Here is a 20,153-nt window from a genome sequence, read left to right as displayed (position 1 = left end):
TTGCCACCTTATAGATTCATTAGGCCTAAGATTGCGCCTGATTTACGACCTAAATAGTCAAATACCATAATAGCCCATGAAATTACAAGTATAGAAAAAGCTAATTTTTCTTTTTCTGGCTTAACTATCATGAGGACTATGGCGATAAAGATTAACAAAAGTTCTAAAAACTCCATCATTTCCCCCTTGAAATAAAATAAAAACCGCCGATTTTACTATATCAGAATAAATAAAAGTAAAATATTAAACTAAAAAATATATTTTATTTAAAAAGTATAAAAAATGAGTAGTTTTGAGACTTAGAAGTCATCAAAACTTAAACTTCCTTTGGAGTAATTAGTAACTTTACTTTCAAAGAAATTACTCTTTTGATCATTAAATTTAGAAAAATCATCCACCCATTTAATAGGATGTTTAGCGTTATAAATTTTATCAAGATTAATAGCTATTAGTCTTTGGTCAACTAGATAATGAATGTATTCTTCTATAATATCATCTGTAAAGCCCATGATTTGATTTTGAGTGATGTATTTACCCCATTTAATTTCAAGTTCACCTGCTTTTTTAAACATATCATAGATTTTACTTACATTGGCATCATTAAACAAATCAGCTCTTTCTTTGCGCACAGAATTAATCATATTTTGAAATAATAATAAGTGAGTGATCTCATCTCTTTGTATAAAGCGTATCATTTGTGCCGATCCTAGCATTTTTCCTGCACGCGCTAGTGCATAAATAGCTGTAAAACCACTATAAAAATACACTCCTTCTAAGATTTGATTTGCCACCATTGCAAGCAAGAGTTTATTATCATCTACTTCACCTGCTAATTCTTCATAAATACTTGAAATGAAATCATTTTTTTCTCTTAAAGTTTCATCGTGTTTTTCCATTTCATAGATTAAATCAGTATTTTCACAGATTGCTTCAACCATTACTGCATAAGATTTTGAGTGATTTGCCTCTTCATAAGCTTGTCGTGCTAAAACAGCATTGATTTCAGGTGCTGTGATGTAAGGATTGATATTATCAGCTAAATTATTTGTTTGAAAACTATCCATAGAAATTAGCTGAGACCATACAAGATCATACATTCTTTTTTCTGCTACGGTTAGATTGCAACGATAATCAAGCGCATCTTTAGTAGTATCAACTTCTTTTGGAAACCAAGTATTTGCCTCCATTAAATCCCAAAGCTTCAAAGCCCAAGTGTATTTTGCCTTGGTGAAATTTAAAATCCCATGAGGATTACCATTAAATACTTTTCTATCATTTAAAGTTTCATTTGATTTTGGATTGTAAATTCTTTTTCTATTCATTTTTCTACCTTTGTTACAATAACGCTTTGGCTTAAAATATCATGCAAAGCCAAAGTATCTTTTCTTAAAAAACTTACCAAAAACCCAATCAACAAACCAAAACTTACGATAAAAATCATATAACGAAAGAGTATTCTAAAAAAATTAAGTTTTTGGCCATTTTTAAGATCAATTAAATATAAATCATAAGCTTTAAGCCCAGGACTTTGAGCTTTTTTTACTAAAAATAAGGCTTGTAAAATTCCAAAAATTAAAGGACATAAAAATATGATAAATTGATTATTTAAAAAGGCTTCTTTGGAACCAAGCATGAAGTAAAATAAATATAAAATAGGCACATAAAGCAAAAATAAATCAATCAAAAAAGCTTTAAATCTTAAAAAGCGAGATGCTATTTTTGCTTTAGTTTTCATTAGTTTCCACGACTACCAGGTTTGATAGCTTTGGTGCCTTTTTCACAAAGTGGACAAGTATTTGCTTCATAAATTTCAAATTCGAAATTTCCCAAAGCAAAAAGTGGTAAATTTTCAGGCAGTTTTGCATTTTCTTTTCTTGGATTGTTTAAATTTTTTACTGCACAAAAACCACGATTTGCCAAAGCTGCAAAGCCTACTACTTCTCCACCTAAGCTTTCGATGATTTTTGCACTCTCAAGCGCAGAACCACCTGTTGTGATGATATCTTCACATACGATAAATTTTTCACCCTTTTTAACTTCAAAACCGCGTCTAAGGTTCATCACCCCTTCTACGCGTTCAGTGAAAATAAAGCGTTTATTACAAGCTCTAGCAAGTTCATATCCAGCTAAAATTCCACCCAAAGCAGGAGAGCAAATGCTATCAAATTTAATATCATAAGAAGCGATAATCTTTGCAAGTTCATCACATAATTTTCCTGCAAGTTTTGGATCTTCTAAAACCTTAGCACTTTGAAGATAAAACTCTGAGTGCTTTCCTGAGCTAAGTAAAAAATGTCCTTGTAAATAAGCCCCGCAATCTTTATAAATTTGTTCTAAATTCATAATCAAACCTTTAAAAGTTCTGCTTCTTTGTTTTTTACTAACTCATCTATTTTTGTCGTGTAATTATCAGTTTGTTTTTGCACTTCATCATAAGCTTTTTTTGCTTCATCTTCTGAAATTGCTTTATCTTTTTCTAATTTTTTAACAGCATCATTTGCATCTTTTCTGATATTTCTAATAGCAACTTTGGCTTTTTCTCCCATAGCCTTAGCGCTTTTTGCATTTTCTTCTCTTTGTTCTCTTGTCATAGGGGGAAAAAATAATTTTACGCTTTCACCATCATTGTTTGGATTTACTCCGATGTTTGCTGCAGCTATAGCGCTTTCTATGGTTTTTAGCATAGGTTTTTCCCATGGAGTAATGCTAATGGTTGAAGCATCTGTTGCTAAAACGGTTGCTACTTGATTTAGTGGAGTTTGGCTTCCATAATAATCTACATGCACATGATCAAGTATGTTGATATTTACCTTGCCAGTTCTAATGGTAGTAAAATCTTTTTTTAAACTATCTAAACTTTTATCTGATTGTTGTTTTTGTTTGGTATAAATTTCATTTAGCATGGTTTATCCTTTATTTGCTAGTATTATTTTCACTAATTGGGGCACTTGGTGCAACTGGAATGTTAGTTGTGTTTGTCTCAAGTGCTTTTGGTAAAATTTGTTCTGCTTTTTCAGCAAGTGAGTTAGAATTAGCATTATTATACATATAGCTAAGAGCAATTGTATTAGCAATAAGTAAAACACCCATTACAAAAGTAAATTTAGCTAAAAACCCCGCAGGACCCTTTGCTCCAAACAAACTTTCATTACTTCCGCTATAAGCTCCAAGCCCTATACTAGAACTTTTTTGTAATAAAACTGCAATACAAATAATCACAACAATTGCAAATTGCAAAATAATTAAAAGAGTAGTCATGAATTTTCCTTATTGAAAATAAAATAAGTATTTTAACTAATAATTCTTGATATAAAGTTGAAGAGTATAAAGAAATTTGCGAGAATATTCTCGCAAATTTTATCTGCTATTAAAGCTTCTTAAAATATTAAGAAGAGAGATGAAAAGGTTAATAAAATCAAGATAAAGTGCAACCGCACCTTCGATTGGTGTTTCATAATTTCCTCTAATGATGTTTTGAGTATCATAAAGGATGTAAAATGAAAATAATATCGCTCCAATTCCTGATATAGCTAAATTTAAAAGTGAGCTTTGGAAAAATAAATTAATCAAAGAAGCTACTACGATAACAATTAAAGCTACAAATAACATTTTACCCATCATAGTAAAATCTTTTTTTGTATTCATAGCAAATATGCTTAGTGCCCCAAATGCAACTGTTGTTAAGGCAAAAGCTTGAGCTATAATACTAGCTCCAGCAGGAAGTGCTAAAACTGAATATAAAAGTGGTGTTAAAGTAAGCCCAGAACAAAAAGTAAAGCCAAAAAGCAATATAAGATTTAAAGGAGCTTCTCTTTTTTTCCATTGCAATGCAAACAATAAACCAATTTCAACAATAAATAAAATCCAAAAAGTTGCCTGTGATTGTGCAAAAAGATGTGCTAAGGCAAAAATTCCTATGTAAGCACCCGCTGTTGCAGCTAATAATGAAGCAGCAAAAAGCTGATAAGTTTGTTTTATAAAAATGCTTAAATCACTTCTAGCATAACCTTCAAATTCTTGAGTTTTAGAGTTAGAATAATCTCTATCATAAAGACTCATTAAAATCCTCCAATAATTTTTAAAACCAAAATTTACAAAAAAAAAGATAAATAAAAGATTAAAATTGTATCAAAATATAACAAAAAATAAATTTATAGATTTATTTTAAGTAAAAATAATTTAGTATAATGCTTTATTAAAATGCAAAAAAGGACTTTTTTTGAAAGACTTGATTGAGGGTGCCTTGAAATTTATGCAAGAAGATTTTAAAGAGCATGCAGAACTTTTTGAAAGTTTAAAAAACAAGCAAAATCCTCATACACTTTTTATAGGCTGTGCTGATTCAAGAGTGATACCCAATTTAATCACTAATACAGGCCCAGGGGAACTTTTTGTCGTAAGAAATATAGGCAATATCGTCCCGCCATATAGAGTAGGGGATGATTTTTTAGCAACTACTTCAGCTATTGAATATGCTTTTAATTCTTTGCATATAAAAAATATCATAGTATGTGGTCATAGTAATTGCGGAGGCTGCGCAGCTTTGTATGCAAATGAAAATGATTTAAAAAATATGCCCAATGTAAAAACATGGCTTACTTTGCTTGAGCCTATAAAAAACAAGGTTTTAAAAATTGCGGGTAGTGATTTAGCTATGCGTGCTTGGATGACTGAAAAAATGAATTTGGTAAATTCTTTACAAAATTTATTAACTTATCCAGGTGTAGAAGAAGCTTTAAATAAAAAAGAAATCGAACTTCATGCTTGGTATTACATCATAGAAACGGGTGAAATTTACGAGTATGATTTTAATTTTGAAAATTTTGTATTAATCCAGGAAAGGCGTTCATGAAAAAAATTATTGTATTTTTATTATTTTTCCTTTTTGTAAATTTTTCAAATGCTAATGAAGATAATGCTACAAATATAGATAAAAATAGTATTTTCGCTTTGGTTCAAAATTATGTGGAATTAAATTTTGTTTTAGAAAGCTATAGTAGTTCAGATTTAAATTCAAGTGAATATCAAGACAATATTAGAGAAATAGAAAAACAAAAACAAGATATTTTGACAAAAATTCCTTTAAGAATGATTTCTCAAAAAATAGATGATAAGGAAGTGAAGGCATTTTTGGATACAAAATATGCTCTAGAGAGAAAAGTCGAGCATGCTCAAACTAAAAGAAGATATTATGAGTATGCAGATAGCAAAATGGATTTACTAAAATTAGTTGCTTCAGAGCATTTTTATTTTTGTGTATTTGAGCTTGAAAAAATTTTTATACAAGGTGCGCAAAGCTCTAAAATAAAAAAAGTTGTTGATGATGCAATTGATCTTTTAAAAGCTGATTCTAGGTTTAATTTTTCGTTAGAAAAAGAAAAAATTTCTAATGTAGAGCAAATAAAAGCCTTAGACACCAAGGAAGACAATTTAAAAACTACTATAAAATCATATAATGAAATTTTACTTTATCTAAGAAATAATGCAAAGTTGTTAGAAACTAATTTTTTATTTAATGAATTAGGTTTACAAAATGCCATTAATTTTATTAACGAGCAAGCTTCGTTTGAAAATATAAATCTTGGAAAAATTGTTATATCGATTTTAGTGATAGTATTTTTTTACTCGTTAAAATTTTATCTTGCAAAAATTTTATCTTTTATTTTGATGAAATTGTTCAGACAAAACTCATCTAATTTAGATCTTAAAACTCATTTTCTTTCAAAATTACAAAATCCCATAGGTTGGTTTTTATTTGTTTATGCTTTAGGAATTTGTTTTACTATTATTTATTATCCTGTTCCAGTGGATATAAGAATAGGAAATGTATTATATATAGTATATGCTATTTTAACTGCATGGATTATTATTAGTATTTTTGATAGTTATGGTATGGTGATTGTTTCGAAGCTTGCTGAAAAAAGTGGTAAAAGAGAAGTTGTAAATTTAGTTATTAAAATTTTATATTTTATTATTATTGTTATTGCTGCTTTATTTATTTTAGCTCATCTTGGTTTTAATATTTCTGCATTAATCGCATCTTTAGGAATCGGTGGTTTGGCTGTGGCATTGGCAGCTAAGGATATTATTGCAAATTTCTTTGCTTCTGTGCTTTTGCTTTTTGATAATAGTTTTAATCAAGGTGATTGGGTGGAAATTTCTGGGGTAGAAGGAACTATAGTAGAAATTGGACTTAGAAAAACGACCATTAGAACTTTTGATAATTCTTTAGTATTTTTACCAAACTCAACCATCATGGGGACCAATATCAAAAATTGGAGTAAAAGAAAAATAGGACGCCATGTAAAATTATATGTAGGTGTAACTTATGATGCAAAACCACATCAACTAGAGCAGGTTGTAGAAGATATTAGATACTTACTTGCTACTAGTCCATTAATAGCTCAAGTAGATGATAGTGCGTTAAAACTTGGCGGATCAAGAGCAAGATATAGACAAAATTTAGTTTCAGTTAATGATTTAGAAGGTTATAAAAATAATACCTATGTAGCAGTAAGTGGTTTTGGTGCTAGTTCTATCGATATAGAGGTGTATTTCTATACCAAAGCAGTTGATGCAGCAGGTTTTAGAGAAGCTAGACAAAGCATTTTACTTGAAATTATGAAAATTGTAGACAAAAATAAACTAAGCTTTGCTTTCCCGTCGCAAAGTCTTTATATAGAAAAAATTAACACTCAAACGAAAGAAGAGTTATTAACCTAAAAGGCTCTTCTTTTATCATCGCATTCAACTATAATTTTTTCAGCGATGATAATATTTCCATTTTTACTGCCTTTAATTTTAACAAGACTTCCTTTTTTTAAATCTTGTACATTAGCTTGTTTTTTATTACTTCCAAAAATTCCACAACTATAAACTTCAATATGTGTTTGGGGTAAAATCGTGATAATTAGATTGTTATCAAAGCTTGTTTGAATACTTATTGTATGTGTGGTAGTGTTTTTTAGGATGCCTTGAACCTTATAAGCAAATGCAAAAGTGCTAAGGTAAATTAGTATAAGAAATAAACGCACTAAAATAACTCCTTTTTAGGAGTTATTTTGCTTAATAAGCTCTTTTTTTGCATTCGATTTTGATTTCTTTAGCAGTGATATTTTGAACTTGCTCTGGTGCTTGTGGGTTTGGCGTTGTTTGAGCATAGCCATGGAAAACTTCAGCTTCTATAAAAGTACCTACTTTTAAATCTCTAAAAGTACCGTATTTATCCATACCAAAAATACCACAATCATCCATATCAATTTCAGTATTTGGTAGAATTTTTATATTCATTTTTTGACCATAAGTAGTGTCAATCAAAATGGTTTTTGCACCATCGTTTACATCTACTATTACTCCATATACTCCATCTGCATAAGCAAGACTTGAAAGACCTAAGACTGTTAATAATGTAGCGATTTTCTTTTTCATTTTTTCTCCTTTATTTTTTATGCAAGAATTATATAATTTTTTGAGTGAAGCAAGAGTGAATTTAGATATAATTTAAAAAATTTACCAAAATGAGGCGTTTATGAAAGGGTTTTTACATTGTTTTTTTGCATTTTTACTTGCAAGTTTATTGTTTGCTTGCTCTAAAAATGAAGATAAAAGTTCTGTTATAAGAGCTTATGGTTTTAATGAAAACACACAAAGTATTTTTATAGAGTTTAATACTAATATTATTAATCAAGAAATAGGCGTCATAAAAGAAAGAGAAATTATTGTTAATAATCAAAAGACAAAAGTAAAATATGAGCTTGAAGCGCCTACAAGATTAAATATTTTTACAGCTTTAAAAGCAAATCAAACATATGATATTTTTATAGATTTAAATGATATTTTAGCCAATGAAAAAGTGCAATTAAAAGTTCAAACTCCTTTTGAAAAACTAGATATTAAAGGATATTTTCAAAATATTTCTAATGATGAGAGTGTATTGCTTTTAAATATTCAAAGTTTTTATACTCTTAATAAAGATGAATTATTAAAAGCCATTAAAATTACTACACAAGAAAAAGAAATTCAAATAGATAAAATCATCATCCAAGGTGATATAGCAAGTATATATTCTAAAGCACTGAGTATCAAAAATACTAATACTAATGTGAAAGTAGTTTTTGATAAAAATGTTTTAGGCTTAGAAAACAATATAGATTTAGAGTATATTTTGCTTGCAAAGAGTGAATTTGTTTTTCAAAATGCAAATATAGTTAATAAAAACATAGAATTACTTTTTTCTCAAAATATTTCACAAGATCAGAATTTAAAAGAATTGATTTTTATTACTCCAGAAGTTGATTTTAAGGCATTAGCTTTTGGAAATAAAATCAAGCTTACAGGTAATTTTTCCCCAAATAAAACCTATGAAATTCAACTTACTCAAGGGATTAAAAGCGCTGATGGAATTAGTACAAAAGAAAATTACAAAACTCAAGTAAGTTTAAAAGACTATGAGCCTGCTATAAGTTTTACAAATCAAGGAGTGTTTTTATCTAGCAAAGCAAATAAAAAAATAGCTTTTAAGAGTATGAATGTTAAAAAAGTTCATTTGGAGGTTTATCAAGTATTTTCAAATAACTTAAGTGAATATTTAAGATATAAAAATCTTCAAGGTGCTAAAAATTTAAGCGATTATGATAGTGATATTTTTTCAGAGAGTGATTATACTAGTGAAGTAGTGTTAAAAAAAGATTTTGATATAAAAAATATTAAAAATCAATGGCAAGAAAATGAGATAGTGCTAGATGGTTTAAAAGATCTAAGTGGTGTGTTTATAGTCAAGCTTTATTTTAAAGAAGAAGATGTTGATTATGTTTTTGATGAGGGAATGGAGAGTTGGAAAAAATATAGATTTTTTAACCAAAAAGCAAAAGTAAGTAAGAACTTAATTTTTTCAGATATAGCTTTAATTGCTCAAAATTTAAATAAAAAGCTTTTTGTAGATGTGAGAGATTTTACCACACAAAAGACTTTAGGTGGGGTTAAGGTTGATGTGATTAGCAAAAGCAATCAAATTTTAGCTTCTAAAATGAGTGATGATAATGGTTTGGCTGTTTTTGATGATATTGATGAGTCAAAAGCTTTATTTATCATTGCTTCAAAAGATAAACAAGCTTCTATTTTACGCTTAAGTTCACCTTTATTATATGATGGTTTTGATGTTGATGGTTTTGATTTAACTTCTCAAAATAAAGTATTTATTTACACAGAAAGAGGGGTTTATAGACCAGGTGATGATATCCATTTAACTATGGTTGCAAGAAATGATAAGGGAGTCGTTAATCATCCTATATTTTTAAGTTTTTTTGATTCACGCAATAAAAAGCTTTTGGATAAAATCAAGCTTGATCCTTTAAGTAATGGAACTTTTTATAAAAAAATTTCACTTGATCAACAAGCTTTAAGTGGAGTGTATTTAGCTAGAGTAGAATTTGCAAATGTGGTTTTTGATAAAGAAATTTTAGTGCAAAATATAGTGCCAAATCGTATAAAAATATCCATGCAAGCTCCAAAAAGTATAAAAGAAAATGAAAAATTAGATTTTAATATTAGCTCAAAATATCTTTTTGGAACACCAGCAAGTAATTTACAATATCAAGCTGATTTATTTGTGAATAAAAAAGAATATAAAAATTCAAAATATCCAGAATATATTTTTTCAAATCCTAGTGTTTTAGTACAAAAATATCAAGATAATTTAAAAGGTATGCTAGATGAAAATGGCTTTGCAAAACAAGAATTTACTTTAAATGACTTTTTAAAAAATACCCCCTATAATCTTGAAGCTAGTATAAGGGTTAGGGTTTTTGAAAAAGGTTCAAGATCGGTTGAAGCACTCGTAAATTCACAAGTGATATTGCATGAATATTTTGTGGGTATTAAGCGTTTAAAAAATCACTATTTAAGCTCGGGTTCTATTATCAATTTTGAAGCTATTGTGAGTGATTTAGATGAGAATTTGGTGGCAAATAGGGAGATTAAATATACTATTTATGCAAATGATTATTCTTGGTGGTGGGATTATGATAATTATGATGATTTTTTAAAATCACTCAAAAAAGATAAAAACACACAAATCATTACTCAAGGAAGTATTTTAAGTAAGGACAAACCGGTTAAAATAGAATTTGATCCAAAAGAATATCATGGTGAAATGTTTATAGAGCTTGAAGATGTACAAAGTAAAACAAGCACAGGAGAGTTTTTTTATGTTAGTAGTTTTGGTGCGCCAAGTAATGCTGATATAGTGAGTTCTTTAAAGATCAAAAGCAATAAAAAAGAATACAAACCAAATGAAACAGCTTTTGTAGAGTTTGAAAGTGTTAAGGGTGCAAAAGCCATTGTTACTTTAAATGATAATGCAAAGGTTTTAAAACGCTTTGTAATGGATACGCATGAAGATATTACAAAGGTTGAAATTCCTATTCTTAAAGAATATATGCCAAATGTTTATGTGAGTGTGATTTTACTTCAAGATTATAATCAATACACTAACGATAGAGCCTTAAGACTTTTTGGTGTGGTGCCTTTGAATGTAGTAGATGAGCAAAGTAAAATTGAACTTGATTTAAAAGTGCCAGATAAAATCATGCCAAAACAAGATTTTGAAGTAGAAATTCAAAGCAAAAACAGGCAAAGTTATACTTATACCGTCGCTATTGTAGATGAGGGCTTGCTTGATGTGAATGCTTTTAAAACCCCAGATATTTGGGGGTATTTTTACCAAAAAACACGCTTTAACATGAGTATATATGATACCTATGATAAAATCATTGCTAAAAATATTTCTAATGCTTCTAAGGTATTGACTACGGGTGGTGATGTTTTCTTAGAAAGTAGGGCAAATAAAAGCAAAAATGATGAAAAAGCAAGACGCTTTAAGCCTGTTGTATTGTTTCAAGAGCCAGCACAAAGTGATGAAAATGGTTATGCAAAATTAAAATTTAATATGCCATCATACTTAGGTTCGGTTAGGGTTATGGTAGTGGCAAACAACTTAGCAGGTTTTGGTAGCACTTTTAAAGATATCCAAGTTAGCGCGCCTGCTGTAATGCTTGAAACTTTGCCAAGGGCTTTAAGACTTGATGATGAGTTTAAGCTTTTGGTGCAAGTATTTAAAGTAGATGATGATGTAAAAAATGCAAAACTTAAACTAAAAACAAAAAATTCACTCATAAATTTTGAAAACGATGAAATTTTAATTGATTTTGGTAATGAAAAAAGCAAAGATATTTATGTTAATGCAAGAGTAAATTCAAATAAGCTTGGAGTAGAAGAAATAGAGCTAAGTTTAAATGCAAAAGACTACAGTTATACTCAAAATACGCAAATTGATATAAAAGCGCTAAATACCATTACTTATGAGGGAAAATCTTTTAAAATTCCTGCAAATACTTCTATGGAATTTAAAATCACACAAGATTATATTAACCCAGTGGCGTTTTTAAGTGTGAGTTCTAAGCCTATTTTAAATATAAATCATAGATTAAAATACTTGCAAAATTATCCTTATGGATGTATAGAGCAAAGCACTTCAGCAGTTTTACCGCAACTTTTTTTACAAAAACTTGATCAAGGGGCAAATGAGCAAAAAAATATTAACAATATCAATGCATTGTTAAGTAAATACGCAAATTTTCAAACTGCTAATGGTGGTTTTGCTTATTGGCAAGGACTTAAAGATTCTGATGCTTGGGGAAGTAATTATGCGGGTATGTTTATGATTTTAGCTAAAGAAAGAGGCTATTATGTGAGTGAGGGAATGTTTAAAGCATGGCTTGATTATCAAAAACGCTATGTTTTAAAAGCTCAAACAAATAAAGAAATTAGAATAAATTCTTTATATCTTTTAGCTCTAGCCAAAGAACCCAATTTAAGCATAATGAATGCCATTTATGAAGATAGTACTTATTTGCAAAGCCTAAATAATGTAAGTCTTTGGCAACTTAGTGCAGCTTATAAATTAGCAGGTTTTGATGAGGTAGCTTTAAATATGGCTAAAAATTTAAGCACAAAGCCTGATGAAAAAGCTAATTATACTCATACTTATGGATCTTTTCTAAGAGATGAAGCTATTATTGCAAATGCGTATAAAATAATTTATGGCAAAGATAATGATGAATTATTAGATGATATTAAAAAAACTTTAGAAAGCCAAGCTTGGCTTAGCACTCAAAGCACAGGTTATGCTTTATATGCTTTGGCAAATAGTTTTAGCGATGAAAGCTCTAAAACTATCAATGCAAGTGTAAAAATTAATGGTGAGGATAAAAAGCTCAATACGAGTTTTTCTAAATTTGAGTTTAATCAAGGCAGCGCTTTGATAGAAGCCAAAGAAGATACTTTTGTGCATTTTGGAGTAGAGGGTATTAAAAAAGGTATTGCTAAACCTTTTGCGCAGCGTATGTATATAGAAAGAAGTTTTTATGATGAAAATGGAAATGAAATAGATGAAAGCACTATAAAAAGTTCTCAAATTTTTTATATGAAATTAAAAATATCAAATAAAAATTATCCAGGCACTTCTAATATAGCTTTAACTCAAATTTTACCAAGTGGATGGGAGATAGTACATGATCTTTTAGATGATGAAACTCCTGATTTTGTAAAAAATTCTTATTATGATTTTGTCGATATAAGAGATGATAAAATCATGTATTTCTTTCCTTTATATTCTGATGAATCAAGAGAATTTTTTGTGAAATTAAGTGCTGTTACTCCGGGTGTTTATACTTTGAGCGGAGCTTATGCTGAAGCAATGTATGATAATGCTTATAAAGCTTTAAGTGAGAGTAAAAGAGTCAAAGTAGTGCAGTGAAAATCAAAATAAGCCTTGCAGTATGCTTTTTAAGCCTATGTTTTTACATAGGCTTAGTTTATTTTAGTTTTGATAGCAAGGATTTGTTTAAAGGCACTTATAGCAAGGTTTTACTGGATAAAAACAAAGAAATTCTTAGTGTATTTTTAGATTCTAACGAACAATGGCATTTAGAGAGTGAGTTTATACCGCAAAAATTAAAAAGTGCAGTTATTTTGTATGAAGATAAAAATTTTTATTCTCATTATGGAGTAGATTTTTTAGCGCTTATAAGAGCTTTTAAAAATAATCTTTTTTCAAGCAAAAGAAGTGGTGCAAGTACAATTTCTATGCAAACAATTAAACTTTTAGAGCAAAATAAACGCACATATTTTAATAAATTTAACGAAATCATCAAAGCTTTTGCTTTAGAAAGTGCTTGTGAAAAAGATGAAATTCTAAAGCTTTATTTAAACAATGCTCCCTATGGAGGAAATTTAGTGGGTGTTGCAAGTGCGGGTTTGTTTTATTTTGAAAAAGATTTAAAAGATCTTACTTGGAGTGAAGCAGCCTTGCTTGCTGTGCTTCCTAATAATCCAGGTTTAATTAATCTTGAAAAAAACAAAGATAGACTTTTAAAAAAACGCAATGCTTTGCTTGATAGGCTTTTTGAAAAGGGATATTTTTCTAAAGATATTTTAACTCTTGCAAAGGCTGAAAAACTTCCTAGTTTTAAAGCAAGAAAAAACTTAGCTCCACATTTAGCGCGTAAGCTTTTAGCAGATAAAGAACAAATCGTTTCTAGTATAGATAAAAAAATTCAAATTAAATTTGAAGAAAAGGCTAAAGAATATTCTTATAAACTACAACAAAAAGGCATAAAAAATCTAGCTATATTATTAGTAGATACCAAAACAAATAAAGTTTTAGCTTATGTAGGCTCTAATGATTTTTATGATTTTGCAAGTTTTGGTCAAGTTGATGGGGTGATAGCAAAGCGTAGTGTGGGCTCAACCTTAAAACCTTTGCTTTTTGCTTTTGCCATAGATGAGGGACTTATAGTGCCTGAATCTTTAATGCTTGATGTACCTACATTTTTTTCTAACTTTGCTCCACAAAATGCAAGTAAAAAATACCATGGTTTTATTAGCGCAAAAGAATCTTTGCAAAAATCACTTAATGTTCCTTTTGTAAGCTTACTTGCAGAATATGGGTATGAGAAGTTTTTTTATGAACTCAAAGATATTTTAGATTTTGAAGATGAAAATTTTAAAAAATACGGACTTTCTTTGATTTTGGGCACAAAAGAATTTAGTTTAGAAGATATGGTAAAAATCTATCTAGGACTTGGAAATTATGGAAATTTTAAAGAGCTTTTATATGAAGAAAATGCATTTATTAAAAAAGATAAGAAACTTATTAGTGATGGAGCAAGCTTTTTAACCTTACAAACCTTAAAGGATTTAGATAGAACAGGTTTAAGGCAATATGATTTTAATACTATCATTTCTTGGAAAACAGGCACAAGTTATGGTAGAAAAGATGCTTGGGCTATAGGAACTTCTCCAAAATACACTTTAGGAGTATGGGTTGGAAATTTTAATGGCGAGGCAAATGCAAATTTATATGGTGTGAGTATAGCAGGAGAGTTGTTTTTTGAGCTTTTATCTTTACTTGATGGGTTGAATTTAGAATTTGAAAAACCTAATGATTTAGTTTCTATCAAAATTGAAAATCAAACAGGATATAGATATGATTATAAATTTGACTTTAAAGAGGTACTTTATCCACAAAGCGCAAATGTTTTAAGAACTTCACCATTTTTAAAAGAAGTTTTTATGTATAAAAACAAAGAAATTAATTCTTTAGATGAAAATTTCATCCATGCAAAGAAAAAGATTATATTAAATTTACCTTCTCATGCGCAAGCATTTTTTGCAAAAGAAAAACACAATTTACCAAGTTTTAATCAAAAATTAAAAATCATATATCCATTAAATAACCTTAATATCATCTTGCCAAAAGACTTAAAATCAAAACAAAAATTGCTTGTTAAAATTTCAAACCCAAAAAAAGAAAAACTTTTTTGGTATTTAAATCAAGAACTAATTTTTGAAGGCAAGGAAGAATCTTTAGCCTTAAATTTAAAAAAAGGTAAATATACTATTAATATTATTAGTGAAAATGGATATAATGATTTTTCTATTTTTAATATATTTTAAATATAAAATATGCATATTTATTTACAAAATATCTTTGATATATTAATTTATAGATATTTAAGTAAAAAAATAAATATTTAATATATTCTATATTTTAAATAAATTTTTTATTTTTTTTTAATAATAAATTTTTATAATTATAAAAAGTATTTCATTATATTCAAGGAGTGTTATAATGTGGAAGCAATTAAAACTTGGTACAAAAGTTATTGCTATAACTGTGGTGACTGTTGTCATTATATTAGGCGGGTTGTCTTTGCTCATTATTCAAAAATCAACCGAAACTCTAACTGGGCAAATTAATAAAACCCTTATAACATCAGTGTTTAGATACACAAACACTGCTGAATCTACTATAAAATCTTTTTTTGTTTCAGCTACTGGTACACAAAAGATTTTTAATACCTTATTAGAAGAAGGTCCAATATCTGAAAAAAGAATAGAAAATATTCTTGGTGAAACTGTTGATGCAAATCCAACCATTGCTTATGGTTATTATTATTTAAAAGATGGCTCAACTTACAAAAATATGGGTTTAGATAGTAAATATTTTACAAATAAAAATGAATTTATGGTTTTAATGAGGGATTTGGATGTGAAAAATCCTGGAGGCATGACTGTATTGGAAGCAAGTTCAGATATCACACGCTTAAGAGGAATTTCTCATATTTTAAAAGGTGATAAATTATATTTTGGAGAGCCTCGATGGTTTAATATCAATGGAGAAAAAATATTTGGCTCGAATATAGCTGCGCCACTGATGGATAAAAGAGGTAAGGTGTTAGGTGTTCTTGGTATGATATTTGACTTAAAATTGCTAGCAGATGACTTTAATCACCATACAAGATCAGTTTATGAAGGTGATAGAAGAATATTGCTTTCAAATGGTGGATTTGTGGCAACTCATACAAATGTTGACTTTCTTGCAAAAAATATCGTAGATGTTAATCCAAATGCAAAAAATGTTTTAGAATTAACTAAGGGTGTTACTGTGCAAAATCTTGATTATATAGCAGATAATGGTGATAAATATCATGGAGCTATTAGGGTATTTGAAGTTTATCCAAATACTGGAATTTATTGGTCTATGCTAGCGGTTGCTCCTGCTAAAACTTTGTTTAAACCAATAACAGATTTAAGAGATATAATATTGTTTAGCGGGGCTGTAGGGATTATTTTCATTATATTGGTTTTAGGTTTTGTAATTAAAAATATTGTAACTTCAAGGGTTGCTAGATTACAAGAGCATATGATGAAATTTTTTAGATATTTAAATCATGAAATTCCAAATGTGGAGGTAGTTGTTCCTAGATTTAATGATGAGATAGGAAAAATGGCTGGTGCGATCAATGAAAATGTTCAACATATTAGATCATGCTTGGAAAAAGATGATGCAACTGTTCAAGATATACTAGAAGTTTCTAATGAAATAGAAAAAGGCCATTTTGATCAAAGAATACAGGCAAATCCTGTAAATCCTAAACTTGTGGAATTAAAAGAAGTATTAAATAAAATGCTAGATGATATGCAAGAAAAAATCGGTAAAGATTTAAATGATATTCAAAGAGTTTTTGCAAGCTTTAAAAATCTTGATTTTTCAGATAATCTTGAAAATGCGCAAGGCGAAATAGAACTTGCTTTGAATTCTGTAGGTCAAGAGATTAAAAAAATGCTTCAAGCTTCATTAAAACAAGGTGAAATGCTTCAAACTAAAGCCGACGCTTTAAAAGAAAGTGTTTTAAAACTTAATGATGGCGCTCAAAAACAGGCTGATTCTTTGCAAGAAAGTGCAGCTGCGGTTGAAGAAATGAGTGCTTCTATGAATGCCGTAGCAGCAAGAACTGAAGAGGTTATAAAACAAAGTGGCGATATTAAAGAAGTTACAGATGTTATTAGAGATATAGCTGATCAAATTAACCTACTTGCATTAAATGCTGCTATTGAAGCTGCAAGAGCTGGAGAGCATGGTAGAGGCTTTGCTGTTGTTGCTGATGAAGTTAGAAATTTAGCTGAAAGAACTCAAAAGTCTTTAGGTGAAATAGAAGCTAATACTAATATCTTAGTTCAATCTATTAATGAAATGGGTGAGAGTATTAAAGAACAGGCTTTAGGAATTTCGCAAATTAATCAAGCGGTATCTGTGATAGATGGTTTAACTAAAGAAAACTCACAAATTGCTCATGCGACTAATTCTGTAGCTAATGAAGTTGATTCTATGTCAGCTGATATTGTAGCAGAGGTTAGAAGAAAGAAATTCTAAAAAACTACCCTTTAAAGGGTAGTTTAATTTATAAAATACTCTTGAATTTTATTTTTATCTTCAAAAGCCATACTTTGGAAAATTTTATCTTTAAAGCCTATTTTATATTTTGTATTATTTTGGGTTTTAGCATAAGTTAGTGCTATGCTTAGAGCAAGTTCAAGATCTTGCGGATTGATACTTTCATCTACCAAAGAATAAGCACCGATTAAATCAAAAAGTTTTAATTCTTCATATTTTTGAGTTTTTAATTCTTTTAAAAATTGATTTTCTAATTCATTTCTACCTACTATCATTTTAGATCCATTTGGAAGTCTTAAGTGGCGTCCGTATTTTAAAAGCTGGGCATCATTTACTTGCATATTTTTATCAAATTTAATGAAATCTTTGATTTTGTTTGAAAAACTCTCAAGTGTAAGCAAGCATCCACCACCTGGGCTTTCAAAATCTTCAAAGCCAAATTTTGCAGCAAGTTCTAATTGTCTTTTTCTGCTTCTTCCGCTTATGTTTTCTAACTTTTCTCTATCAACCCAACCCTCGCGTTCTGGTTTAGTTAAAGGTAAATTTTTAGCACACATTGGACGCAAGATTAAATCCTCTTCATCAAGAGCTAGTTTTTTAACCTTTGCCATAGCATCATTTCTTTGGCTCATTGGGCGTTGACCAACTACTTCTCCTGTGATGATAAAACTTGCATTTTCATCTTTTAACATCGAAAGAGCTGTTTTAAACATAAAAGCATGACAATCAATACAAGGATTAAAATGCTTTCCATATCCATATTGAGGACTAAATAAAACTTCTTGTAAATAAGCATTTCTTACATCTATCATTTCAAAACTAGCTCCTGCTATAGCAGCACGCTTTGCCATAATTTCGCTTTTATCGCTAGTACCACCAAAGCCTATATTGATATTTAAAGCTTTAACTTCTATACCTTGAGAAGTAATTAGTTTTATAGCAAGCATAGAATCAAGCCCACCACTAAAAAGTGCTAACGCTTTCATTTTTTCCTTTCTAAATTTTTGGCATATTGTAATGAATATTTTTTAATTTTTGTACAAGTTTTTATTTAAAAAACTTCTTCTTCAATATTATAATGAATTGCTTTTTTGTCTTTGATGTTTTTTTGTAGTCTATTTAAAAATAATTCCAAACTCTCCTCATCATCTAAAAAATGCACACTTTTTAAAACTTCTAGCAAATGGTTTAAAAAAACTTCATCATTTTGATAGCTTTTTTTGATTTTCTCTAAATTTTGATTGAGTAAATTATAAATTTGTTTTTTAAAAGCTTGTTTTAAATTTAAACTTTTTAATTTATTAAAATATGCAAGGTTGATCTTGCAAATAGCATATAAAAATTCTTCTAAATTGCTTAAGTTTTTGATATTTTCAAATTCATAAAGCTCTCTTATGTTAGGATCTTCAAAGTTCTTTTGCTCTAAAATAGCCTTAGTAATATCTTGGTGTAAAAAATATTCTTTTGTGCTTAAAAGCTTAAAAAGCTCTATGGTTTCATTATTTTCATATAAAAATTTCAAAAGCTCTAACTCGCTTATATTGTTGATTTTGCTTTGTTTTATAGGATTAATGAAGTTTGTATTTTTTCTTGTATTTTTAGAAAGCTTGATATCTTGTATATTTACGCCTAAAAGATTTGCTACTAAATTTGTGTAAGAATTTGCTATTAAAGGTTCAAGGTTAAAAGTGTATTTTTGCACTTCTTCTAAGGCTTGTTGTTTATTTAATGCTGAGTTTAAATCAAAATGAGTGATTAAATTTCTTATATAAAATTCGCCTAGTTCTATACCTTTTTCTAATATAGAAAATAAAAGTTTTTCTTGATGACTTGCTACAAGTTCAGCAGGATCTTTCCCACCTTCTATCAAAACTGCTTTTCCATCAATTTTTGCTAAGCTTAGTAAATGTGCTGAACGCACAGCAGCATTAAGGCCTGCATTATCATTATCAAAACACAAAATTACTCTAGCTTGTAATCTTTTTATCAAAGGTATGTGATTTTCCCCTAAAGCTGTTCCCAAAATCGCTACAGCATTTTTAAAACCAGCTTTATGAAAGGCTATAGCATCCATATAACCCTCACAAATTATCATTTCCTTTTTTTTATAAATTTCATCTTTTGCTAAATGAAGTGCGTAAAAAATTCTTGATTTATCAAATAATTTGCTTTGAGGAGAATTGACATATTTTGCCATATTAGCTTCATCTAGCGTTCTACCACCAAAGCCTATGAGTAAATTTTTATGATCATAAATGCTAAAAGTAATGCGGTTGATAAAACTTGCATAAATCCCATTCTCGTTTTGTTTTATAGCGCCAGCTTCTAAGGCTTCATCTTCGCTAATATTTTCATTTTTTAATAATCTTAAAGTTTCATTAGAACTTGGTGCAAAGCCTAGTTCAAAGGTTCTAATATCTTCATCATTTAAACCCCTTTTATAAAGATAAGCAAGAGCGTCTTTGTTTTTGCTTAGATTTTGCTTATAAAAAGCATTTAAAATAGGCAGTATATGAGTGATTGATTTTTTATTTTCTTGTTTTTGCGAGGTATAAGTCAGTGAAAAATTACTCCATGAAGCAACCTTTTCAACCGCTTCAACAAAGTTTAATTTTTCATAATCCATTACAAATTTAAAAACATTTCCACCAGCCTTGCAAGCAAAACAATGGTAAAAGCCCTTTATAGAATTTATATGCATACTAGGATTTTTATCATCATGAAAAGGACATACGCACACATAGCTTGAGCCTTGTTTTTTTACTTCCACATAATGAGCTATGATATCAACAATGTCTGTTTTTTGTAAAAGCTGTTCTATACTAGTTTGTTCTATCATTTTAAAACCTTAAAGAAA

16 protein-coding genes are annotated in these 20,153 nt (G+C 29.0%); 5 read left to right on the top strand and 11 right to left on the bottom strand.

Annotated elements, in window-relative coordinates:
- Positions 1–8: 8 nt before the first annotated feature.
- The 7 genes from dba to CLLT_RS07525 all read right to left on the bottom strand — a co-directional run bounded on the left by dba (position 9) and on the right by CLLT_RS07525 (position 4,059).
- A complete protein-coding gene (gene dba / locus CLLT_RS07555) occupies positions 9–176 on the bottom strand; it encodes a disulfide bond formation protein Dba (protein ID WP_039619427.1) in 168 nt (55 codons plus the stop codon).
- A gap of 123 nt (positions 177–299) precedes the next feature.
- The gene (locus CLLT_RS07550; protein WP_070257333.1) at positions 300–1,322 is read right to left on the bottom strand and encodes a ribonucleotide-diphosphate reductase subunit beta; all 1,023 of its coding nucleotides are present in this window, start codon (positions 1,320–1,322) and stop codon (positions 300–302) included.
- Complete coding sequence (locus CLLT_RS07545; RefSeq protein ID WP_074692933.1) at positions 1,319–1,735, bottom strand: RDD family protein; 417 nt, start codon at positions 1,733–1,735, stop codon at positions 1,319–1,321. Before CLLT_RS07545 ends, CLLT_RS07550 begins: the two co-directional genes overlap by 4 nt.
- The gene (gene pyrE / locus CLLT_RS07540; RefSeq protein ID WP_070257332.1) at positions 1,735–2,343 is read right to left on the bottom strand and encodes an orotate phosphoribosyltransferase; all 609 of its coding nucleotides are present in this window, start codon (positions 2,341–2,343) and stop codon (positions 1,735–1,737) included. Before pyrE ends, CLLT_RS07545 begins: the two co-directional genes overlap by 1 nt.
- 2 nt (positions 2,344–2,345) lie before the next feature.
- Complete coding sequence (gene frr, locus CLLT_RS07535) at positions 2,346–2,903, bottom strand: ribosome recycling factor (RefSeq protein ID WP_070257331.1); 558 nt, start codon at positions 2,901–2,903, stop codon at positions 2,346–2,348.
- Positions 2,904–2,913: 10 nt separating this feature from the next.
- A complete protein-coding gene (gene secG / locus CLLT_RS07530) occupies positions 2,914–3,258 on the bottom strand; it encodes a preprotein translocase subunit SecG (protein WP_074692931.1) in 345 nt (114 codons plus the stop codon).
- 99 nt (positions 3,259–3,357) lie between these two features.
- Positions 3,358–4,059 (bottom strand): Bax inhibitor-1/YccA family protein, encoded by a 702-nt coding sequence (locus CLLT_RS07525; protein ID WP_074692930.1) that lies wholly within the window; start codon positions 4,057–4,059, stop codon positions 3,358–3,360.
- A 160-nt stretch (positions 4,060–4,219) separates the two neighbouring features.
- Here CLLT_RS07525 and CLLT_RS07520 point away from each other — a divergent pair, with 160 nt between their 5' ends.
- Both CLLT_RS07520 and CLLT_RS07515 read left to right on the top strand, forming a co-directional pair.
- Positions 4,220–4,852 (top strand): carbonic anhydrase, encoded by a 633-nt coding sequence (locus tag CLLT_RS07520; protein WP_012662192.1) that lies wholly within the window; start codon positions 4,220–4,222, stop codon positions 4,850–4,852.
- Positions 4,849–6,723: a mechanosensitive ion channel family protein gene (locus tag CLLT_RS07515; protein ID WP_074692928.1), complete on the top strand. Its 1,875-nt coding sequence runs from the start codon at positions 4,849–4,851 to the stop codon at positions 6,721–6,723. The genes CLLT_RS07520 and CLLT_RS07515 overlap by 4 nt, the downstream gene beginning before the upstream one ends.
- Here the strand turns inward: CLLT_RS07515 and CLLT_RS07510 are convergent.
- Positions 6,720–7,034 (bottom strand): hypothetical protein, encoded by a 315-nt coding sequence (locus CLLT_RS07510; RefSeq protein ID WP_070257328.1) that lies wholly within the window; start codon positions 7,032–7,034, stop codon positions 6,720–6,722. The genes CLLT_RS07515 and CLLT_RS07510 overlap by 4 nt on opposite strands.
- A 31-nt stretch (positions 7,035–7,065) precedes the next feature.
- Positions 7,066–7,428 carry a hypothetical protein gene (locus CLLT_RS07505; RefSeq protein ID WP_070257327.1) on the bottom strand — a complete coding sequence of 121 codons (363 nt, stop codon included), beginning with the start codon at positions 7,426–7,428 and terminating at the stop codon, positions 7,066–7,068.
- Between the two features lie 100 nt (positions 7,429–7,528).
- On the opposite strand from CLLT_RS07505, the gene CLLT_RS07500 reads away from it, so the two are divergent.
- From CLLT_RS07500 to CLLT_RS07490, 3 genes are all read left to right on the top strand, one after another.
- Positions 7,529–12,814: an alpha-2-macroglobulin family protein gene (locus CLLT_RS07500; protein ID WP_074692926.1), complete on the top strand. Its 5,286-nt coding sequence runs from the start codon at positions 7,529–7,531 to the stop codon at positions 12,812–12,814.
- Complete coding sequence (pbpC, locus tag CLLT_RS07495) at positions 12,811–15,015, top strand: penicillin-binding protein 1C (protein ID WP_074692925.1); 2,205 nt, start codon at positions 12,811–12,813, stop codon at positions 15,013–15,015. The genes CLLT_RS07500 and pbpC overlap by 4 nt, the downstream gene beginning before the upstream one ends.
- Before the next feature lie 175 nt (positions 15,016–15,190).
- Positions 15,191–17,275 carry a methyl-accepting chemotaxis protein gene (locus CLLT_RS07490; RefSeq protein WP_012662186.1) on the top strand — a complete coding sequence of 695 codons (2,085 nt, stop codon included), beginning with the start codon at positions 15,191–15,193 and terminating at the stop codon, positions 17,273–17,275.
- Between the two features lie 23 nt (positions 17,276–17,298).
- Here the strand turns inward: CLLT_RS07490 and CLLT_RS07485 are convergent, their stop codons facing one another.
- Positions 17,299–18,282, bottom strand: coding sequence for an argininosuccinate synthase (locus tag CLLT_RS07485; RefSeq protein ID WP_074692923.1), 984 nt, complete (start codon positions 18,280–18,282; stop codon positions 17,299–17,301).
- Positions 18,283–18,347: 65 nt separating this feature from the next.
- Positions 18,348–20,135, bottom strand: coding sequence for a DNA primase (gene dnaG / locus CLLT_RS07480; protein ID WP_070257321.1), 1,788 nt, complete (start codon positions 20,133–20,135; stop codon positions 18,348–18,350).
- Positions 20,136–20,153 lie beyond the last annotated feature (18 nt).

Origin of the sequence: Campylobacter lari subsp. lari (assembly GCF_013372185.1) — a bacterium.
Lineage (GTDB): Bacteria > Campylobacterota > Campylobacteria > Campylobacterales > Campylobacteraceae > Campylobacter_D > Campylobacter_D lari.
The sequence above is the reverse complement of the archived record's forward strand: the minus strand, read 5'-3'. Positions and strand labels throughout refer to the sequence as shown.